General features: G+C 66.1%; 15 protein-coding genes and 1 tRNA gene. 4 read left to right on the top strand and 12 right to left on the bottom strand.

The window, feature by feature from the left end; translation table 11 throughout:
* Positions 1–4 precede the first annotated feature (4 nt).
* A complete protein-coding gene (locus F7O44_RS11315) occupies positions 5–1,894 on the bottom strand; it encodes a 2-oxoacid:acceptor oxidoreductase subunit alpha (RefSeq protein WP_162450530.1) in 1,890 nt (629 codons plus the stop codon).
* Positions 1,895–2,087: 193 nt separating this feature from the next.
* On the opposite strand from F7O44_RS11315, the gene F7O44_RS11310 reads away from it, so the two are divergent.
* Complete coding sequence (locus F7O44_RS11310) at positions 2,088–2,849, top strand: M48 family metalloprotease (protein ID WP_222851270.1); 762 nt, start codon at positions 2,088–2,090, stop codon at positions 2,847–2,849.
* Positions 2,850–2,983: 134 nt separating this feature from the next.
* Here the strand turns inward: F7O44_RS11310 and F7O44_RS11305 are convergent, their stop codons facing one another.
* Positions 2,984–3,478, bottom strand: coding sequence for a YajQ family cyclic di-GMP-binding protein (locus F7O44_RS11305; protein WP_162450339.1), 495 nt, complete (start codon positions 3,476–3,478; stop codon positions 2,984–2,986).
* Between the two features lie 145 nt (positions 3,479–3,623).
* On the opposite strand from F7O44_RS11305, the gene F7O44_RS11300 reads away from it, so the two are divergent.
* Positions 3,624–3,705, top strand: a tRNA-Tyr gene (locus tag F7O44_RS11300).
* Positions 3,706–3,846: 141 nt separating this feature from the next.
* Here F7O44_RS11300 and F7O44_RS11295 read toward each other — a convergent pair.
* Both F7O44_RS11295 and F7O44_RS11290 read right to left on the bottom strand, forming a co-directional pair.
* On the bottom strand, positions 3,847–4,518 hold the full coding sequence (locus tag F7O44_RS11295) for an arsenate reductase/protein-tyrosine-phosphatase family protein (RefSeq protein ID WP_162450338.1): 672 nt from the start codon (positions 4,516–4,518) through the stop codon (positions 3,847–3,849).
* 52 nt (positions 4,519–4,570) lie between these two features.
* Entirely contained in the window at positions 4,571–5,977 is a 1,407-nt protein-coding gene (locus F7O44_RS11290) for a polysaccharide biosynthesis tyrosine autokinase (protein WP_162450337.1), read from the bottom strand.
* 201 nt (positions 5,978–6,178) lie between these two features.
* Between F7O44_RS11290 and F7O44_RS11285 the strand changes: the two genes are divergently transcribed.
* Together F7O44_RS11285 and F7O44_RS11280 are read left to right on the top strand one after the other, a co-directional pair.
* Positions 6,179–7,018 carry an FkbM family methyltransferase gene (locus F7O44_RS11285; protein WP_162450336.1) on the top strand — a complete coding sequence of 280 codons (840 nt, stop codon included), beginning with the start codon at positions 6,179–6,181 and terminating at the stop codon, positions 7,016–7,018.
* An 84-nt stretch (positions 7,019–7,102) separates the two neighbouring features.
* A complete protein-coding gene (locus tag F7O44_RS11280) occupies positions 7,103–8,053 on the top strand; it encodes a sulfotransferase (RefSeq protein ID WP_162450335.1) in 951 nt (316 codons plus the stop codon).
* Here the strand turns inward: F7O44_RS11280 and F7O44_RS11275 are convergent.
* From F7O44_RS11275 to F7O44_RS31760, 8 genes are read right to left on the bottom strand one after another with little or no spacing between them, the layout of a single operon-like run.
* Complete coding sequence (locus tag F7O44_RS11275; protein ID WP_162450334.1) at positions 8,035–9,156, bottom strand: glycosyltransferase family 4 protein; 1,122 nt, start codon at positions 9,154–9,156, stop codon at positions 8,035–8,037. The two genes, F7O44_RS11280 and F7O44_RS11275, sit on opposite strands and share 19 nt — an antisense overlap.
* On the bottom strand, positions 9,153–10,691 hold the full coding sequence (locus tag F7O44_RS11270; RefSeq protein ID WP_162450333.1) for a hypothetical protein: 1,539 nt from the start codon (positions 10,689–10,691) through the stop codon (positions 9,153–9,155). Before F7O44_RS11270 ends, F7O44_RS11275 begins: the two co-directional genes overlap by 4 nt.
* Positions 10,681–11,877: a glycosyltransferase family 4 protein gene (locus tag F7O44_RS11265; protein WP_162450332.1), complete on the bottom strand. Its 1,197-nt coding sequence runs from the start codon at positions 11,875–11,877 to the stop codon at positions 10,681–10,683. The genes F7O44_RS11270 and F7O44_RS11265 overlap by 11 nt, the downstream gene beginning before the upstream one ends.
* The gene (locus F7O44_RS31765) at positions 11,874–12,857 is read right to left on the bottom strand and encodes a glycosyltransferase family protein (RefSeq protein WP_162450331.1); all 984 of its coding nucleotides are present in this window, start codon (positions 12,855–12,857) and stop codon (positions 11,874–11,876) included. Before F7O44_RS31765 ends, F7O44_RS11265 begins: the two co-directional genes overlap by 4 nt.
* Positions 12,842–13,717: an FkbM family methyltransferase gene (locus F7O44_RS11255; RefSeq protein WP_162450330.1), complete on the bottom strand. Its 876-nt coding sequence runs from the start codon at positions 13,715–13,717 to the stop codon at positions 12,842–12,844. The genes F7O44_RS31765 and F7O44_RS11255 overlap by 16 nt, the downstream gene beginning before the upstream one ends.
* Positions 13,714–14,988 (bottom strand): oligosaccharide flippase family protein, encoded by a 1,275-nt coding sequence (locus F7O44_RS11250; RefSeq protein ID WP_162450329.1) that lies wholly within the window; start codon positions 14,986–14,988, stop codon positions 13,714–13,716. The genes F7O44_RS11255 and F7O44_RS11250 overlap by 4 nt, the downstream gene beginning before the upstream one ends.
* Entirely contained in the window at positions 14,985–15,716 is a 732-nt protein-coding gene (locus tag F7O44_RS11245) for a class I SAM-dependent methyltransferase (protein ID WP_162450328.1), read from the bottom strand. Before F7O44_RS11245 ends, F7O44_RS11250 begins: the two co-directional genes overlap by 4 nt.
* Entirely contained in the window at positions 15,700–16,698 is a 999-nt protein-coding gene (locus F7O44_RS31760; RefSeq protein ID WP_162450327.1) for a glycosyltransferase, read from the bottom strand. Before F7O44_RS31760 ends, F7O44_RS11245 begins: the two co-directional genes overlap by 17 nt.
* Positions 16,699–16,700 lie beyond the last annotated feature (2 nt).

Genomic DNA, 16,700 nt, shown 5'->3' with positions numbered 1-16,700 from the left:
GCGCTCACAGCTGATCGACCTCTTTCATGATGACTTCGGCGAGTTCCTCGGCCTTGAACGGCAATCCGCGAACCTGGTTGTAGCTGACGACGTCCACCAGGTAGCGGGCCCGCAGGAGCAGGGCGAGCTGGCCGAGATTCATCTCGGGTAGCAGTACTCGCTCGTATCGGCGCAGGACCTCACCGGTGTTGGCGGGGAGCGGGTTCAGATGGCGCAGATGTGCCTGGGCGACATGGTTTCCGGCTCGCCGCGCCCGCCGGATCCCGGCGCCGATGGGGCCGAAGGTGGAGCCCCAGCCGAGTACCAGCAGCCGGGCCTCGCCCGTAGGGTCGTCGACCTCCAGGTCGGGAACCTCGATGCCATCGACCTTTGCCTGCCGGGTCCGCACCATGTGGTCGTGGTTGGTGGGGTCGTAGGAGATGGTGCCGGCACCGTCAGCCTTCTCCAGACCACCGATGCGGTGTTCGAGTCCAGCCATGCCGGGCACCGCCCAGGGCCGGGCCAGCGTGTGCGGGTCACGAAGGTATGGCCAGAACTCGGCGTCGTCGCCCTCTCCGTGATTGGGCTCGGTGGCGAAGTTCGCGTCGATGCTGGCCAGCTTGGTGACGTCGGGAATCTCCCACGGTTCGGAACCGTTGGCGAGGTACCCGTCGGACAGCAGGAAGACCGGTGTGCGGTAGGTCACGGACATGCGAACCGCCTCGAGCGCTGCGTCGAAGCAGTCGGCCGGCGACGCAGCGGCCACCACAGGCACAGGGGACTCGCCATTGCGTCCGAACATCACCTGCAGCAGATCAGCCTGCTCGGTCTTGGTGGGCAGGCCGGTCGAAGGCCCGCCTCGCTGGATGTTGACCACGATCAACGGAAGCTCGAGCGCCACCGCCAGGCCGATGGTCTCAGACTTCAACGCCACGCCCGGCCCGGATGTGGTGGTGACGCCCAGCAAGCCACCGAACGCCGCACCGAGGGCGGCACCAACCGCGCTGATCTCATCCTCGGCCTGGAAGGTGCGCACACCGAACCGCTTGTGTTTGGACATCTCGTGCAGGACGTCCGAGGCCGGCGTGATGGGGTACGAGCCGAGGAACAACGGCAGCTTGGACTGCTGTGAAGCGGCCACCAGGCCGTAGCTCAGGGCCAGGTTCCCGGTGATATTCCGGTACCGGCCGGGCGGCATCGGCGCGGGCTTGACCTCATAGGAGACGGCGAAGTCTTCAGTGGTCTCGCCGTAGTTCCAGCCCGCCTTCAACGCGGCGATGTTGGCGTCACGGATCTTCGCTTTGGTAGCGAATTTGTTCTGGAGGAACCCGACGGTTCCGTCGACGGGCCGTCCGTACATCCAGGACAGCAGCCCGAGCGCGAACATGTTCTTGGAACGGGACGCCTCCTTGCGGGTCAGCCCGAACTGTTCCAATGCGCCCATGGTCATGCCGGACAGGTCCACGGCATAGACGGTGTAGGCGCTCAGAGAGCCATCTTCGAGGGGGTTGGTCGCGTACCCGATCTTCTTCAGCGCGCGCGGTGTGAATTCACCGGAGTCGATGATGAGGATTGCGCCCTTGGGCACGTCGGGCAGATTGGCCTTCAAAGCGGCTGGGTTCATCGCCACCAGCACGTCTGGTGAGTCACCCGGTGTGAGAATGTCGTGGTCGGCAAAGTGCAGCTGGAAGCTTGAAACTCCGGGCAGCGTCCCCGCTGGTGCGCGAATCTCGGCAGGGAAGTTGGGGAGAGTTGACAGGTCATTGCCGAATGTCGCTGCCTCAGCGGTGAACCTGTCGCCTGTAAGCTGCATACCGTCGCCAGAATCGCCGGCGAACCGGATCACGACGCGATCGAGTTCTCGGACCTCTTTCGCCGTCACGGCGTTTTGATGCCTCCTGCTTGATGGCGCCATCGGGGGCGCGTCGGAGCGGCCGGTACCTTGGGGAGGCACTGCCTCTTACCTCCATGCTAAGGCAACCCTGACCAATTGACTGTGTCGTCCAACGTGTGAGAGCCCGGGCTCTATTCCGCCGGAACCCTCGCGACGGGTGAGACGTTTGTAGCTTGTGCTCACCGTGCAGGCCCCTCGCGCGATTCGCAACCTGGTGAGAACCACCGTGCTACTGCTGCTGCCTTCGCTCGGCGTGGTGCTCATCGGCTCGCGTTTCGGCACCCTTGGTTTCTGGCTGGCGCTGATCGCCGCAGCGGCGTTCTGCGTGTATGTCCTCCTGCGCAGTGACACCGTCGCGGTTCGCGCGATGCGTGCCTACCCTGTCGGTGAGGCCGAGCAGCCGGTGTTCTGCCGGGTCGTGCGGGAGTCGACGACCAAGGCGCGGCTGCCGATGCCGCAGCTCTACGTGAGCCCCACCAGGGCCGTGAACGCGCTTGCCACTGGACGGAACCCGAACCGTTCTATGATTTGCGTCACAGAAGGCGCTCTGGCTGTGCTCGACGAGAACGAGCTCCGCGCGGTGGTGGGCCATGAGCTGGCGCATATCAGGAATCTCGACACCCTCCCCGCGTCTGTGGTCGGTGCCGTCAACCGGCTGGCCGTCATGGTGCCGCTGGTGGGTGTGTTCCTGGCCGGTGCGGCCCGTCTCGCCATCAGCCGGGACCGCGAGTTCAAGGCTGACAGCGAATCCGCGCGGCTCAACGGTGAGCCGTTGGCCCTGGCCGGTGCGCTGCGGAAGTTCGACGCGGCCGCACGCGAACTGGTGCTGCCGCCTGAGGCTGGTGTGGTGGCGGCCAGCCACCTCATGCTGACCAGTCCGCTGCGGTACCGGGGGCTGTTGCGGCTTTGTCGCTCACACCCGTCGACGGCCGAGCGCGTCGCGCGGCTCGAGCAGTTGGCCGGCTACCGCCGCTGAGCCCGGGTTCGGCGCGGGCGGTGTCCCGGGAGGGCTGAACCGCGTTGAACACCGTCGTCGGGCAGGCGTCACAACCCCTGCCCAACGGCGGTGATCAAGCGGCTATGTCGCGCCAGCACTGAACGCGGCACCGCTCACCTGCGGTTGGTGAACTGCACCGCGAAGTCGAAGTCCTGCTCGCGCAGCAGTTCCATCACCGCTTGAAGATCATCTTTCTTCTTCGAGGAGACCCGGACCTCTTCCCCCTGTACCTGCGCTTTCACGCCCTTGGGGCCTTCGTCTCTGATCACTTTGGTGATCTTCTTGGCCTGTTCCTGGTTCAAGCCGTCCTGAAGGGTGGCCGAGATCTTGACGAGTGGTCCCGACGTGCGGGGCTCTCCTGCATCCAGAGCCTTCAGCGATACTTTCCGCTTCACCAGCTTGTCCTTGAAGACGTCGAGCACTGCGAGCACCCGGTCTTCGGCGGAGGCTTCCATCTCGATCCCGTACTCACCGGACCACTTGATGACCGCGTTGGTGCCGCGGAAATCGAAACGTTGGGAGATCTCCTTCGCCGCCTGGTTGAGCGCGTTGTCTACTTCCTGGCGATCGACTTTGCTCACGACGTCGAACGACGACTCGCTTGCCACCTGATGCTCCTTGTCCATTGCCTGACATCGCGCAGCGGGTGGCGCCCACTGAAGCCGGCTCCTCGCCACGCCCGCGAATCCTGTTGTTGTAGCTGCTTGCCTATGGGGTATTCTCTCATCGGTCCGGGGCGTTGTTCCGGAACCCGGCAGGTTGCCCGAGCGGCCAAAGGGAGCTGACTGTAAATCAGCCGGCACAGCCTTCACAGGTTCGAATCCTGTACCTGCCACAAGGGCCCTTGAGTAGGGCATCCACCAACTCGGTGGATGCCCTACGCCTGTCTCCGGGCCCCGGTGATCGACCTACCGGGTCGAACAGCCCTACCGGGACCCACGCTGGGCGCGACCACGCGACTGGTCATTCTGAACGGTTAACGATCACCGTGATCGATCACGCGTCGGATGAGCCCCAGGCCACCCCACACGCCCTTCTCAACACGGTCTGCGCACTTTTCGAAAGCTTCCCTCGTCGGCGGCGGATCGGGTATGTCGTCAGTCACGGGGGGCACGTAGGGTCCTTGGCCACGCATCTGATGTGCGGCGTGGACGATGTTCCCCGCCGTCCGGGCCACGCCGCCCTCAGAGCCGTCGGCCCCCTCATTCTCGTCGTGATCGAACGCATCTACCCCGAATCCCTCGTAGCCACGCTCGGCGAGGCCGACGAGGCGTGCGAACTCGCAGATAGTGAAGGTCCGGCCGAGGGCTGCCGGCGCCATCGAGATCGCCCGGTCCCGTTCCTCGGCCGTCGCGGCCAAGACCAGATCCGACTCCATAACCAGGCGCGCGGTTAGGCGCTTGCTTGTGAAATCCCCGATGTCTGCGTCACGCGTACGGAGCACATCGCCCACATACGGGTGCATGGGTTGGCCCGGTATCGCTCGCGTCCCTGCACTGCCGACGTAGACGTGCTCCGCGAATGCGCCCTGCCGGTTGGCTAGGTAACTGCGGGCAAGCCGCTCGGCGAGCACAGATCTGCACACGTTGTGCACACACACGTAGAGGACCCGGAACGCAACGGGACTGCGGCCGCCGATCGGCCGCACTGGGACCGCTCCTGTGCCGCCATACAGGTCGCCCGGCGCCTCGGCCACAGCGTCAATGGGTTGCCGTGATCGGAGGCGGTGTTCGCTCATGATCGGCTCGCACGTCGTCCTCTGTCTCGGCGTGGTAAGCCTCGTAGTACGGGCTACGACGTTGCCGCGGGGCCATGTTGAGCACGGCGCCCAGTACTGGCGTGCCGGCGTGCTGCAGGGTTTGCACGGCACTGCGCAGATTTTCCCGCCGAGTTTTGCCATGCCGGACGACCACCAGGGCACCGTCGCAGGATTCGGCCAGGGTGGCTGCGTCCGCGACTGGTATCACGGGTGACGAGTCCATGATCACAATGTCGTACTCGTGTCGCAGTTCCTGTAACACGACACTCAATCGCTGAGAAGCGAGCATCGCGTTGGGATTGGGCGGGATCGGCCCGCTGGGGAGTACGGCGAACAACTGGTCGCGCCAGTACTGGGTGGCTTGACTCAAGCTGGCATCTCCGAGCAGGACGCTGGTGAGCCCGACACCGCCAGGAAGGCCAAGGTAGCCGGCGGCGCTGGGCCGTCGCAGGTCCGCTCCGACCAGGATGACTCGCTTCTCCGCCTCGGCGAGGGAGACTGCCAGGTTGCACGCTGTCGTGCTCTTGCCCTCGAGGGGCAACGGGCTGGTCACCATGATGACCTGGCGGGAGCGGTCTACGTTGATGAAGTGCAGGTTGGCACAGATCTTGCGGTACGCCTCAGCCCGCGCGCTGTACGATGCCGGGTCAACTACCGGCCTTGCAGATGCCCTCGCGTCGAACATCACCGTGCCCAGCACGGGCGCGCCACTGATCTCCTCGAGCCGTTCCTCCGTCTTAATGGTCGTGTCGAGAGTGCGCCGGGCCGCTGCGAGCCCGGTCCCGAGGAGCACTCCTAGTACGCCACCGAGCACGAGGTTGCGGGTGGGGCGCGGCGACACTGGCGAGGACGGCAGCGCCGCTGGGCTTACCACGGTGACCTTGACCGGAGCCTGCTCCTCTTCGCCGACGCTCTCCAGCTCCGGAACGAGCTCGACGAACTCTGCGCCGATGCCGTTCGCGATTCGTTGGGCAAGCTCCGGTGACGCATCCCGCACGGTGGCCGTCAACAGGGACGTGTCAGCGACGACAGAGGTGGTGACTTTGCTCGCAAGCTGCTCCGGGGTGAGGTTAAGTTCCAGGCGTTCGATCACCCCGTCCAGGACGTGTTGCCTGCGCACCAATTCGGAGTATGAGGCGACGCGCTGCTGTGACAGGAGGCTGCCCTGGTAGGCCGCTGCGGCGTCGTCAGGTGCGCCTGACGCTGACACGAACATCGTGACTTCCGAGTCGTACTGCGGCGTCTCCCTCCAGGTCAAGAAGGCGCTTGCGCCGGTCGTGATGATGATGACCGCAAGGATCAGCTGCCAGAATTCTCGAAAGAGCCGAAGATCGGACCGCAGGTCCACTGCAAGCCACCTCCTTGAACGGCGCGAAACTGGGTACTAATCTATTGCGTGTGAGTCAAGAATCAAGAAAAATAGCAACTCTGAATCCATGCTGGCGCGGCTAGCTTTGCGAATACTGAGGCCTACGGTGTACTTGCAGGCCAATTGTCCGAATCTTGCATGTTCGCCTGAATTGACACATTTGCGCATTATGAAGCCTCGATGACTATGGCGGGTCCGGCGATTCAGGCTTGGCGTGTTCTGACCTTTGTCTGGACCCATCCGGCGAACCGGCGCCACCGATGGCGAAGCCTCGCCCGGGCGTGCCGCTTTCAGGTTCGTGGCCGGCTCGGTCGCCCCACGGTGACGACGATCGGCCAGCGGGCCCGTATGCGCGTGTGGTTGCACGACACCGCCGCGGCGAAGGTGATCTATGCCAACCCACCGGACTGGAACGAGATGTGGGCGTGGCGCCGGTGCCTGTGCCCAGGAGATCTGTTCATTGACGTCGGGAGCAACGCGGGCAGCTATGCCTTGTGGGCCGCGGAGGCTGGCGCCGAGGTTGTCGCTATCGAACCGAGTGGCACGGCGGTCGCGACACTTCGCGCGAACGTCGCCCTCAACCCTTTTCCGATCACCGTCCGGCAGTGTGCCCTTTCCGCTGTGCCGGGGCAGATGTGGCTGACTCGTGGCCAGGGAGCGAAGAACCACCTGCTGTCCGCTTCCTCGGTCGATGCGGAGGCAGAGCCAGTCGACGTGAACACGCTGGACAACCTCCTCGGCGACCGGACCGCCGCGGGGGTGAAGATCGACGTCGAGGGTGCCGAGCGTTTGGTGTTGGAAGGCGCACGGCGCGCACTTGCCGAACGCCGGATCAGTGTCCTTCAGATCGAGTGGAACGCCATGAGTGAGCGTGTGCTCGGTGAGAGCCGAGAGCCCATCGCGGACTTACTCGCCGAACACGGATACCATCTCGCCCGGCCGGATCGGCGCGGCGTACTGCGCCCGGTGTCAGCGGCACCATCGAGCAGCGACGACATATTCGCCATCGCACCACACTAGATGTGTCGACCGTCTTACGTCCGGGCAACGTGCCCATTCGGCGTTTTTCGGGTGGGAGAGTAGTTCAACCCGTAGCATCACCGTGTGCGCGTACTTTTCATCGCTGGGCAAGGCCGCAGTGGCAGCACTTTGATCGAACGATCATTGGGTGAGCTGCCCGGCATCTGCGCATTGGGCGAGGCGACGCACGTCTGGCAGCAAGGGCTCCACGATGACGAGCGCTGTAGTTGCGGTGCCTGGTTCTCCGCATGTGAGTTCTGGCAGGCGGTCGGTGAGCTCGCCTTCGGCGGGTGGGAGCGAGTCGATAAACAACGCGTCTTCGCCGTATGGCACGCCATCGCGCGCACCCGCCTCATCCCCCGTCTGCTGAACCCGACTCGCCGCCGGCTCGCGCTGATTCACGAGTTCGTGGACTACCAGATGCGCGTCTATGCGGCTGCTGCGGCGGTGTCCGGCGCGCGTGTCGTCGTCGATTCGTCGAAGTACGCAGCGCTGGGATTCTGCTTGCGATGGGGCTACGGCCTGGATCTGCGCGTCATCCATCTGATTCGCGATCCGCGTGGAGTCGCCTACTCCTGGACCAAGCACGTTTCGCGGCCGGAAACCGATGGGGCCGCCGAAGTACCACGCTACAATCCGTCGCGATCAGCGCTGCGGTGGAACGCCCAGAACGCCGCAATCGACCTGCTCGCCCGCCTGGGCCGCGACGGTGCCGGATCTACGCCACCCAGAGTGCCGGTGTGTCGAGTGCGGTACGAGGACTTTGTCACGGGCCCGCGCCACACGCTCAGCTCGCTCGCCGGCTTTGCCGGCATGCCTCCCGAGCCGAGCGACCTCGACTACATCGGGGACGACCATGTCGACCTCGGCGTGACGCACAGTGCATCCGGCAATCCCATGCGCTTCACCACGGGCCGGACGCGGCTGCGAAACGACGACGCCTGGCGTACCAGTCTTCCACCTGGTCAACAACGACTGGTCAGTGCGCTGTGCGCTCCGCTGCTCGTAGCCTACGGCTACCCCGTCCGGCCATAGCCGTGGGTCTCTGCGGTTGTTGATTGCTCATCTACCTGCGGCGTTCGTGCCGTAGCACCGAGAAGTGCATGGATGATCCGTTCGCCGTACTCGCGCGGCTCGAACCGCGTGCGCGACCACGTCGCCGCTGCGCGCCCCATTCGAGCCCGGCGAGGGCCATCCTTGAGAAGCGGAGCCAGAACCGCAGAGAGTGCCTGAGGAGTCTCGTCCACGGGCGCTACCCCGGTGATGTCTCGTAGGAAAGCATCGTCACTGCCACCGTGAGCTGGCGCGATCACAGGTGTCCCCGCCAGCTGCGCCTCGAGGAGTACGAGGCCGAACCCCTCCCCGGACGCTACCGCGCCGGCTTGGGTCCGGGTGCAGAGGACGAACAGATCCGCTCCGGCCAGCTGTACGGCGAGATCCGAGTCACTGAGATCTGGTGCCAGCCGGCACCACGAATACGGCAGTGTCGCAGCACGCAGGTCCGCGGGAACCGGCCCCGTGCCGCACACCGTGAGCCGGACCCGTGCGTCGTCGAGCATGCTGATCGCTTCGAGGAGTGTGCCGAGTCCTTTGCTCTGCCAATCTGCGAGTCGAAACGCGGTGACCAGGTTGATCTCGTCGCCGGCGTGGCTCTGGCGCGCCGCCTTCACGAGTGTGCGGTACCACGCCGCGGGAACGCCTGGGTGGAGCACAGTGGCATGGCAATCGCGCACGAGCGTCCCGGCGCTGAAGGCGCTAGCGGCGACGACGCGCACGTCTGGCCGCCGCAGCATGCGTCGTCCAGAGTCGCGACGTCCGGACCAGAGTTCGCTGCCATGCACGATGACAGTGGCACCCTCATAGGTGGTTCGCCATGCCACCGCGCGGACCACTGGCAGCAGGTTGCGATGGGCCAGGACCAAGCGCAGCGGGCCGTTGCTTAGCCGCGCCATCCGACTCACTTCCCGGACGAAGCGGAGCTTGGCGATCACGCTCAATGGCTGGTCGGCCGAAACCAGGTCCAGTCGGTGGTAGCGCACGTCGCGTTGCTGGAACGCGGCCTCGACGGTCGATACGTAGCGCTCGATTCCCCCGCCGAGCCCGCGCGACGGCGCTAGTAGCAGAACCGTACCGCTCATTGCTGCGGCCCTGACGTCCGTTCACGGCGACAGATCAGCCGTGCCCCAACGGTGGCCACGATGATCCCGCTCGGGATTCCCGTAATCATGGTGTAGATGTCGGATCTCAGGAACAGCGGAAGGAAGACAAGGAGGTAGCAGATCGCGCGCGGATCCGCGTCCGGACGGAACAGAGTGTCGAACAGCCGGGCTCCCATTCCCAGCAACACCATCCCCACCACCACCGTCACGATCCCGCCGTGCCGGTAGAGGTCGCCCAGCGGGGTAATTCCGGTGGAGGTGTACATGTCACGGGGGGTGCCGAAGTACTCCCGGCTGAACTCGTACCCTGTGGCGAGCACTGGCTTGTCCGGCCACAGCGCTCGGGGTATCACCCCGACCAGCGGTGCCGAGGCGAATTCGACCGGGCTCCGGTACGGAATCGTCTCGGGCGTCTTTTGCACGATGATGGCGACGCTGTCGAGCATGCGGACGCGGTTGAGCATCTGAATCGTCGACCCGGTCAGTGCGTCGGTGAACGAGTCCGCAGCGGTCACGTCCGCAACGATCTCTGGAGCCGCGGCGACCGCGGCCTCGGGTGACAACGTGCTCTCGTCACTGCGGACAACCTCGCGGTACGCCGTGTTGAACGGCACTGCGATCCACAGGAACACGATGACACCAGCGAGCAGGATCCGCAGTGGCATCCGCCCACGAAGCGCGCCATACGGGATCAGGACAGCCAGTAGGGAGAGGAGGAAGTGCTGCTTGCCTCCAGCGAGGGCTCCCACCACGGTCTCGATGCCGAGCAGCACCACGAGTGTCACCAGGCAGCCCCGGGTCCGAGCGCTGAACGCGCGGTATGCGGCAGCCGCAATGGCGAACAGCGTGAAGGTGGCCACCAGGCTTAACAGGTGGTCGAAGGCACCCGCGCTGGAAACCAGCCCGTCTATGTCGCCGACATAGCCCAACCGGCCACTCAGGACCACGGTCAACAGGCGGGCGCCCGTACCGATCCCGTAAAGGACCCACGGCAAGCTCCCGCCACGGACGGTGGGCGACGTGCCGCGCAGCAGCAACGCATATCCGCGCCGAGCGGCGCCGGCCACCGTCCGCGGCACGCCGACGCAGTAGCCCACTGTCCACGGCACGAGCGACACCGCGAACACAGCCAGCGCGGTCACCACGCTGGTGAGCTCGATCCGGCTTGCCGAGCCCGTCTGTGGCACCAGCCAGGTGAGTGGTGCGATTCCAAGCGTCAGAGTGCTCCACAGGAGATACCAAGGGCCGATGCGCCAACGGGCGATGCTTGCTCGATTCCCGGGGAGCGCTATGACGACCTGCAGCGCGGCAAGTGATAGCAGTGTCGCCGACAGCGCTCCCAGGACCAGCTGCTCGCGTGGGTCGAGGGTGCGGTACCCGGCCGGGAGTGATAACGCCACGGCACTTGCGGCGAAAACCAACGCGAGCATCTGGTGCCGTCGCGCGCTTCTGTGCGCGTCCCCGGAAACGTCGTGGTGAACATCCGTGTGCTTGTGCTCGAGGTCAGCCGCCATCGCCGTTCCCTCGGATCGTGGTCAGCAGGGCGTCGGAAACCGTCGAGGCGAAGTCGCCGGGACCGAAACTGAGAGATCGGGCCTGCCCCGCCGCTGCCAGGCGGGTCCGTAGCGATGGATCGCCGAGCAGCTCGCGGATGTGGGTAGCCAGAGCCTCGACGTCACCGGCCGGGTATACGACGCCGGTCCGCCGGTGCTGGACCACATCGCCCGGACCCCACAGGCCGGTTGCGGAGCTGACGACAACTGCCGCACCCGCGGCCATGGCCTCGATCGCGACGAGACCGCGGGGCTCCTTCCGGGACGGCATCACCATGATGTCGATCTCGCTCATGAGGGCAGGTAGTTCGTCGGCGTTTCGGAATCCGAGGAAACGCACTCGCTCGGTCAAGCCGCGCTGAGCGACGGCGGATTCCAGCTGCGGCCGAAGCGGACCGTCGCCGATCAGGCGCAGCTCCCAAGACCGGTCCCGCGGTAGCAGTGCGGCGGCGTCCACCACATCGAGGACCCCTTTGACGGGCGTGAATTTCCCGGCGAAACCGATCACCAACGCCCGGGTGGAAGCCTCTTGGTCATGTGGGTACCGGCGGAGGGTGGCGGCGCTGTGAAACTGCATGACGTCGGCGGGAAGGACCCCGGGATACACCAGCTCGGGAGGCAGCCCGTGCGCGACATAGAAGTCCCGGTTGAAAGTTCCGGTGGAGACCGCGCCGGCAGCCCGGCGAAACAGCTGGCGCAGCACCAACCCACGAACCCGGTGCCGCCAGGTGGCCGGCTGGACGTGTCCGTTGGTGTCGCCGTAGTAGAGCAACGGAGTCCTGGTGGCGGTCGCATACGTGATACCGACCCGGGCGATCGGACTCGCCCATCCGAAGGCGAGCACAACCTCGGGACGATCGCGGCACAGCTTGCGCCACGCCGCCGTCCGGCGGCGCACCGCAGATGCGCCGGCCCGCGGCGTCCACCAGTCGTAGCCGGAGTGGAGATCGACGTTCCACGAGACGTGGCGGCCGAACCCGCGGTCATAGACACCGCGCGTGGCGGGATTCCAGTAATACACCCGGGGGCGGATCTCTATCTGCTCTGTCAGCAACCGCAGCCCTGGAGCGATGTGCTGGCTCGGGTGGTCGATGAGCACCGCGGCGCGTACCGGATGGGCTCGCGCCGGTCTGGCGGGCACCGTCATGTCAGTTTCTCCAGGATCGTCGGAAGCCGGTGCTCATACGTGTGCTCGGCGTGCGCCCGCAAACTCGCCTCGTCCCCGATCTTCCTGGCACGGTCAGGGCTCTCGAGCAGCTCCCGCGCCCGGCCGACCAACTCGGCGACATCACCGAACGGCACCACCTCGGTGTCGAGGTCGAACAGGTCCCCCAGGACGGGCCGCCGCTCGCACAGGACGGCTGCCCCTGCGGCGGTTGCCTCGAACAGCCGGAGGTTGACGCCGTGCATCTCCGCGGGATGGAGGTTGTTGAGCACCGCGGCGGCGCCGCGGAATACGCGGGCTTTGTCCTCCCGGAATACGGGGTGCCCGGCGTGTAGTTGGTGGGGTAGCAGATCGCCCTGCCACCCCGCTGCCCGCGCCCCATACACCACCAATGGGATCCCGGACTCGTGCAGGCGACGTAACAGCATGAGACGGCTCGGATAGACATTCCCGACAACGACGACGCTGCGCTGTGCGCCCGCCTCGCCGAGTGGACGGTGCCATCGCGGGTTGCATGCCTGTGGCAGATACCAGACAGGCAATTCGAGGGTGTCGCGTAACCGCTGGACCAGCAACGGGTCTTTGAAGAACAGCGCCCGATACGGCGCCACCAGCATCCGTTGTCGACCGAGATTGCAGACGGCGTCCGGGAACCACAGTGCCGCCGGAACGCCGTTGCGTCGCAGCGCTAAGACCGCTTCGGGCGACAGGTCCCCCTGCACCGTGATCACCGCGTCGCACTCGAGATCGAGCGCCGCTTTGACCAGGCGCTGGTGAAAGCGCGTGGCCAAACCAGGCAATGCCGACCTGGCGAGTGCCGCGACCTTGCCGTCCAACGGCCCGGTACGAGTCGGCGCGGTGGAACCGAGGTAGCTGACCCGGTGCCCCATACGCACCAGGGAGTCACCGATGTTCTCCTGGAACCCGTCCGGGCGGCTGCCGCCGATCAGGCCGACGTGCACGATGGCGTGCCCTCCTTCCACCAGCGGATGCCGGGAAGCCGTCGCGCGAGTTCCGGTGTGCAAGCCAAATAGTTGCCTTCCACGAAGGTTTCCAAGTCCGGATCCCACGCCGGGTACCACTCCACGCCCCGGGGGGTCAGCTTCCCGATCCGGTAATCGAGCGGCGATAGGAGGTCGAAGACATCTTTGAGGAAGCATCGACCATGCACCCACCGATGGTTGTACTCGAACTGCGCGATGGATACTGCCCGCCGTTCGAACGATCGCTCGGCCCCGCGCAACACACGGCAGTCGTGGCCCTCGGCGTCGATCTTCATCAGGTCGACGTGCTCGATGTCTTGTTGAGCCAGGTAGTCGTCGATAGTGGTCGCGCCTACCTGCTCGACCTGTGCCGAAGTCGTCCGCTGCGGTAGCAGCGAGTTCCGGCCGGCGACACGCCCGATTGTGTGCAGCGCGACATCGCCGGCCCGGTCGGTCACGGCGAGCCGGTTTACTCGTGCCGTCTCCGGGAGATTCACCGCCAACAACCGGTGCGTATGCCGGGACGGTTCGAACGCGTGTAGGTCCAGCCGGGGAGCGGAGCTCCCGGCGAGCGCGAGCAGGTTCTGCGACCACGCTCCGACGTGCGCGCCGACGTCCATCACCGTCAGCGGAGTGGTCGCCGGGAGCGCTGTAAGCACCCACCCTTGTAGCGCGTACTCGCCGTTCGTACGCGGATCGTTCGGCAGGTCTAGACGTGATCGATGAAGCACGAATCGGGCAACTCGCACCACCTGCCGGCGCCCCACGACGCTGCACAGCACGGTCACGCTTCTCCCGGCGGCCCGGCGGGCCGCCCTCTGCATCGCATCGGCCGTCATCGTGGTCCTTCCGTTGCCGGATGCATGGTGTCGATGCGTCCGCGCCGCAGTGAGCGCAACATGAGGACGAGGGCGATCCCCGGTGTCACACTCGCGGTAATCGCTGCGCCGGTGACGCCGAACGGCGGTATCAGTGCCGCGAGCATGACGACTGTCACGGCGGCCGCTATGGTCTGTGCACCGGCCACCGCATACGGGCGTCCATGCCCTTTGAGCAGGTCAGCGCAGACCCGGCCACAGGCGAGGAGAATGCCGCCGGGGGCGAGCAGCATGATCAGCGGTACCGCGTCGTCAAATCCCTCGCCGAAGACTCGTGGGACCAACCACGGTGCGGCGGCCACCACGGGCAGTATCAGGATGGTGCTGACGACCAGGCTGCTCAACACCGCCCACCGCTGCAGCGTGTCGAGCCGGGCCTGGCTGAGTGTCCGGGACGCGATCCTGGGAAAGGAGACGTTGCCGACCGCGGACACGACCGGTATTGCTAGCGCTGTGACCGACACGGCGACCGCGTAGTGGCCCAGCGCCGCCGATGGGACGACGAGCGACAGCACTAGCATCCCCAGACGAGTGGTGACCAGAGTCGGCGCCGTCGAGGCGACATGGCCCATTCCGTAGCGGAGCAGTGGCCGGGTCAGGGTGCGCTCGCCGCGGGCGCGAGTCAGCCCTTCTCTCGTGCAGAGCCAGTACGCCAGCACAGTCTGCGCGACCGTCGTGCCCGACAGCACGGCCAGTACGATCATCAACTCCAGTTGGCCGGCGAGGTACAGCGCCGCAATGGTGATCACGTACGCCACCGGCTGGCTCATGCGGACCACATTCCACCACGCCAAGTTGGTCGCTTGCAGGCTGAAGACATAGCTCGCGCCCACAAAGCTGACTAGGCAGGTGGCGAACATCAACCGGTAACCTGCCGTCGCCGCGCCGCTACCGGACGACAGCAGTGGCGCGGCCACCATGCCGACGCCCAGTGTCAGTATCCCGGTGCCCACCATCAGGTTCCGCGAGGTAGCCACATACTCGGCCGCCCGGTTGCGTTCCCGGGCAACGAAGAAGGTGGTCGCCGCGGTCTGGCCGAGTTGCCCGACGACGAGCACGACGCCGAACCACGCCATGATGGCGGCGTACTCCCCACGAACCGAAGGACCTAGAGCTCGCGCGATGAAGATCCCGGCCAGACCCGCGGAGCCCACGGTCACGGCGTTGCAGACAGACGTGCGAGCGACGGTCCGCCCAAAGCGGCGCAGCCCGGCGTCGACGATAGGGCTCATGAGTTGGTGACTTCCGTGGTGCGCGCGACGAACGTGAGATTCTGCGTGACGATGTGGCCACGAAGTGCACCGGTCTCAACTGCCAGCGCGAGTTTGAACATCCCGCTGATCGGCTTCCACAGCAACGCCCGAGCTGCGCTCACCAGCCCGTGCGCGGGCGGAGTGCAGGCAAAGACCTCCACCGAGGCGAACCCGGCCACGGCAGCCAGCTGTGCCACGCTCCTGCGGGTGAACCAGGTCTCGTGCGTGACGTCGCTCCACATCGTGTGCCCGCCCGTCGGGCTGACCGCGTTCGGCACGCGAGCCACGAGCACCCCGCCGGGTCGGAGCGCCATGCGGGCGCCATCGAACGTCTGCAGTACCTCCTCCCTGTTCAGGTGTTCCAACACGTCCGTGGCGACGACAGCGTCCCAGTTGCCGGCGGATGCCCGGAGGTACGCGTGGAAGTCAGCGTGCTCGACGCGATCGAGGCCCGCCGCGCGAGCGAGGCTGACCTGTTCTGTACTGACATCCACGCCTCGGGCGTCGAAACCGTCGGCGACGAGCAGCCGGACAAGTTCACCCTGTCCGCACCCGATGTCCAGCACGCGCAATCGATCTGCCGAACCAGTCCGACGAAGGTGCGGCCGGAGATCACGCCGGTACGCGAGCTGTGTCGCCGGGCCGCTTGCGCTCCCCGCGTGGGTGGATACGTATGAGTCGTAGAGGCGGTCACGAAGGGATTCCATGGGACTCCTGAGCGGTGGGAAGCTGCAGGTCGGCGGGCAGGCCGAGCAGCCATCGGAAGTACGGCCCACGTTCGAAGGCGTGCGGTTCGGCTTCGATCGGCCGGCTGGCCTGCTGCAGGGCCTCCTCCAGGCTGTCCAGCAGACCTGCTTCGTAGGCCACCAGCGCGCCGCCCGCGATCTCCCTGGCCTGCGCGCTGTCCGGAGCCAGTACCGGCAGACCGTAGACCCGCGCCTCGGCCAGCGGGTACCCGAACGCCTCCAGGCTCGAGGGATAGAACGCCGCCGTCGCGTGCCGCCACATCGTCGCCAGCCGGTGATACGGGACAACACCGAGCATCGTGAGCCGGGGGTGCCTGGCCAGCGCGCCAGGCAGGTCACCCGGTCGGGCGGTCACGTGGACTTCCATGGGGCTGCCGACATTGTCGAGAGCCGCCACGAGCGCAGCCAGTTCTGCACCGAGGTTCTTGTATGGTGCGGGGACGACCGGCACCAGGATGAACGGTCTCGGCGACGCCGCGCGGGCACCGGCGGGTGTCGTCGGGTGCGCATGGACCACGATCCGTTTCGCCGCCGACGGTACGGTGACGCTGACGCGTTCGGCCATCGTCGTGCAGGGAACGACGACTAGGTCGGCTCGGCTCAGCAGTCGGCGAACCAGCGGTATCTGAGCGTGGAACGTACGGGGCATTCTGCGGAGCACGTGGTCCTCAGACGGGTGCAGGAAATGTAGCGCATTGCGCAACAGCACGCGCCTCTCCCTGCCTCTGCACGCGAACGACACGTTGTTCGCCGCGACCGTCAAACGCGCCCGCCCCGCGAGCCACTCCCGCCGCAGCAGCCAGCTGGGCGTCAGCCGTGTTCCCCGGCCGATGACCTTGACGCCTGGGGCACCCCATTCGAGGAAGGCCTCCAGTTCGGACCGCCAGCGCGCGGCGCCACCGATTCCTCCGCCCGCGGCGTCGACTACCACGTATTCCGCCACGT

It is taken from the genome of Phytoactinopolyspora mesophila (genome assembly GCF_010122465.1).
Classification (GTDB): domain Bacteria; phylum Actinomycetota; class Actinomycetes; order Jiangellales; family Jiangellaceae; genus Phytoactinopolyspora; species Phytoactinopolyspora mesophila.
Note: the sequence above shows the minus strand (reverse complement) of the source record. Positions and strands in the feature narration are given on the sequence as shown.

Bases quoted from the DNA above. Each gene is read 5' to 3' on its own strand.
- F7O44_RS11315 (WP_162450530.1), bottom strand. From the start codon at position 1,894: ATGGCGCCATCAAGCAGGAGGCATCAAAACGCCGTGACGGCGAAAGAG.
- F7O44_RS11285 (WP_162450336.1), top strand. From the start codon at position 6,179: ATGACTATGGCGGGTCCGGCGATTCAGGCTTGGCGTGTTCTGACCTTT.
- F7O44_RS11275 (WP_162450334.1), bottom strand. From the start codon at position 9,156: ATGAGCGGTACGGTTCTGCTACTAGCGCCGTCGCGCGGGCTCGGCGGG.
- F7O44_RS11270 (WP_162450333.1), bottom strand. From the start codon at position 10,691: ATGGCGGCTGACCTCGAGCACAAGCACACGGATGTTCACCACGACGTT.
- F7O44_RS11265 (WP_162450332.1), bottom strand. From the start codon at position 11,877: ATGACGGTGCCCGCCAGACCGGCGCGAGCCCATCCGGTACGCGCCGCG.
- F7O44_RS11255 (WP_162450330.1), bottom strand. From the start codon at position 13,717: ATGACGGCCGATGCGATGCAGAGGGCGGCCCGCCGGGCCGCCGGGAGA.
- F7O44_RS11250 (WP_162450329.1), bottom strand. From the start codon at position 14,988: ATGAGCCCTATCGTCGACGCCGGGCTGCGCCGCTTTGGGCGGACCGTC.
- F7O44_RS11245 (WP_162450328.1), bottom strand. From the start codon at position 15,716: ATGGAATCCCTTCGTGACCGCCTCTACGACTCATACGTATCCACCCAC.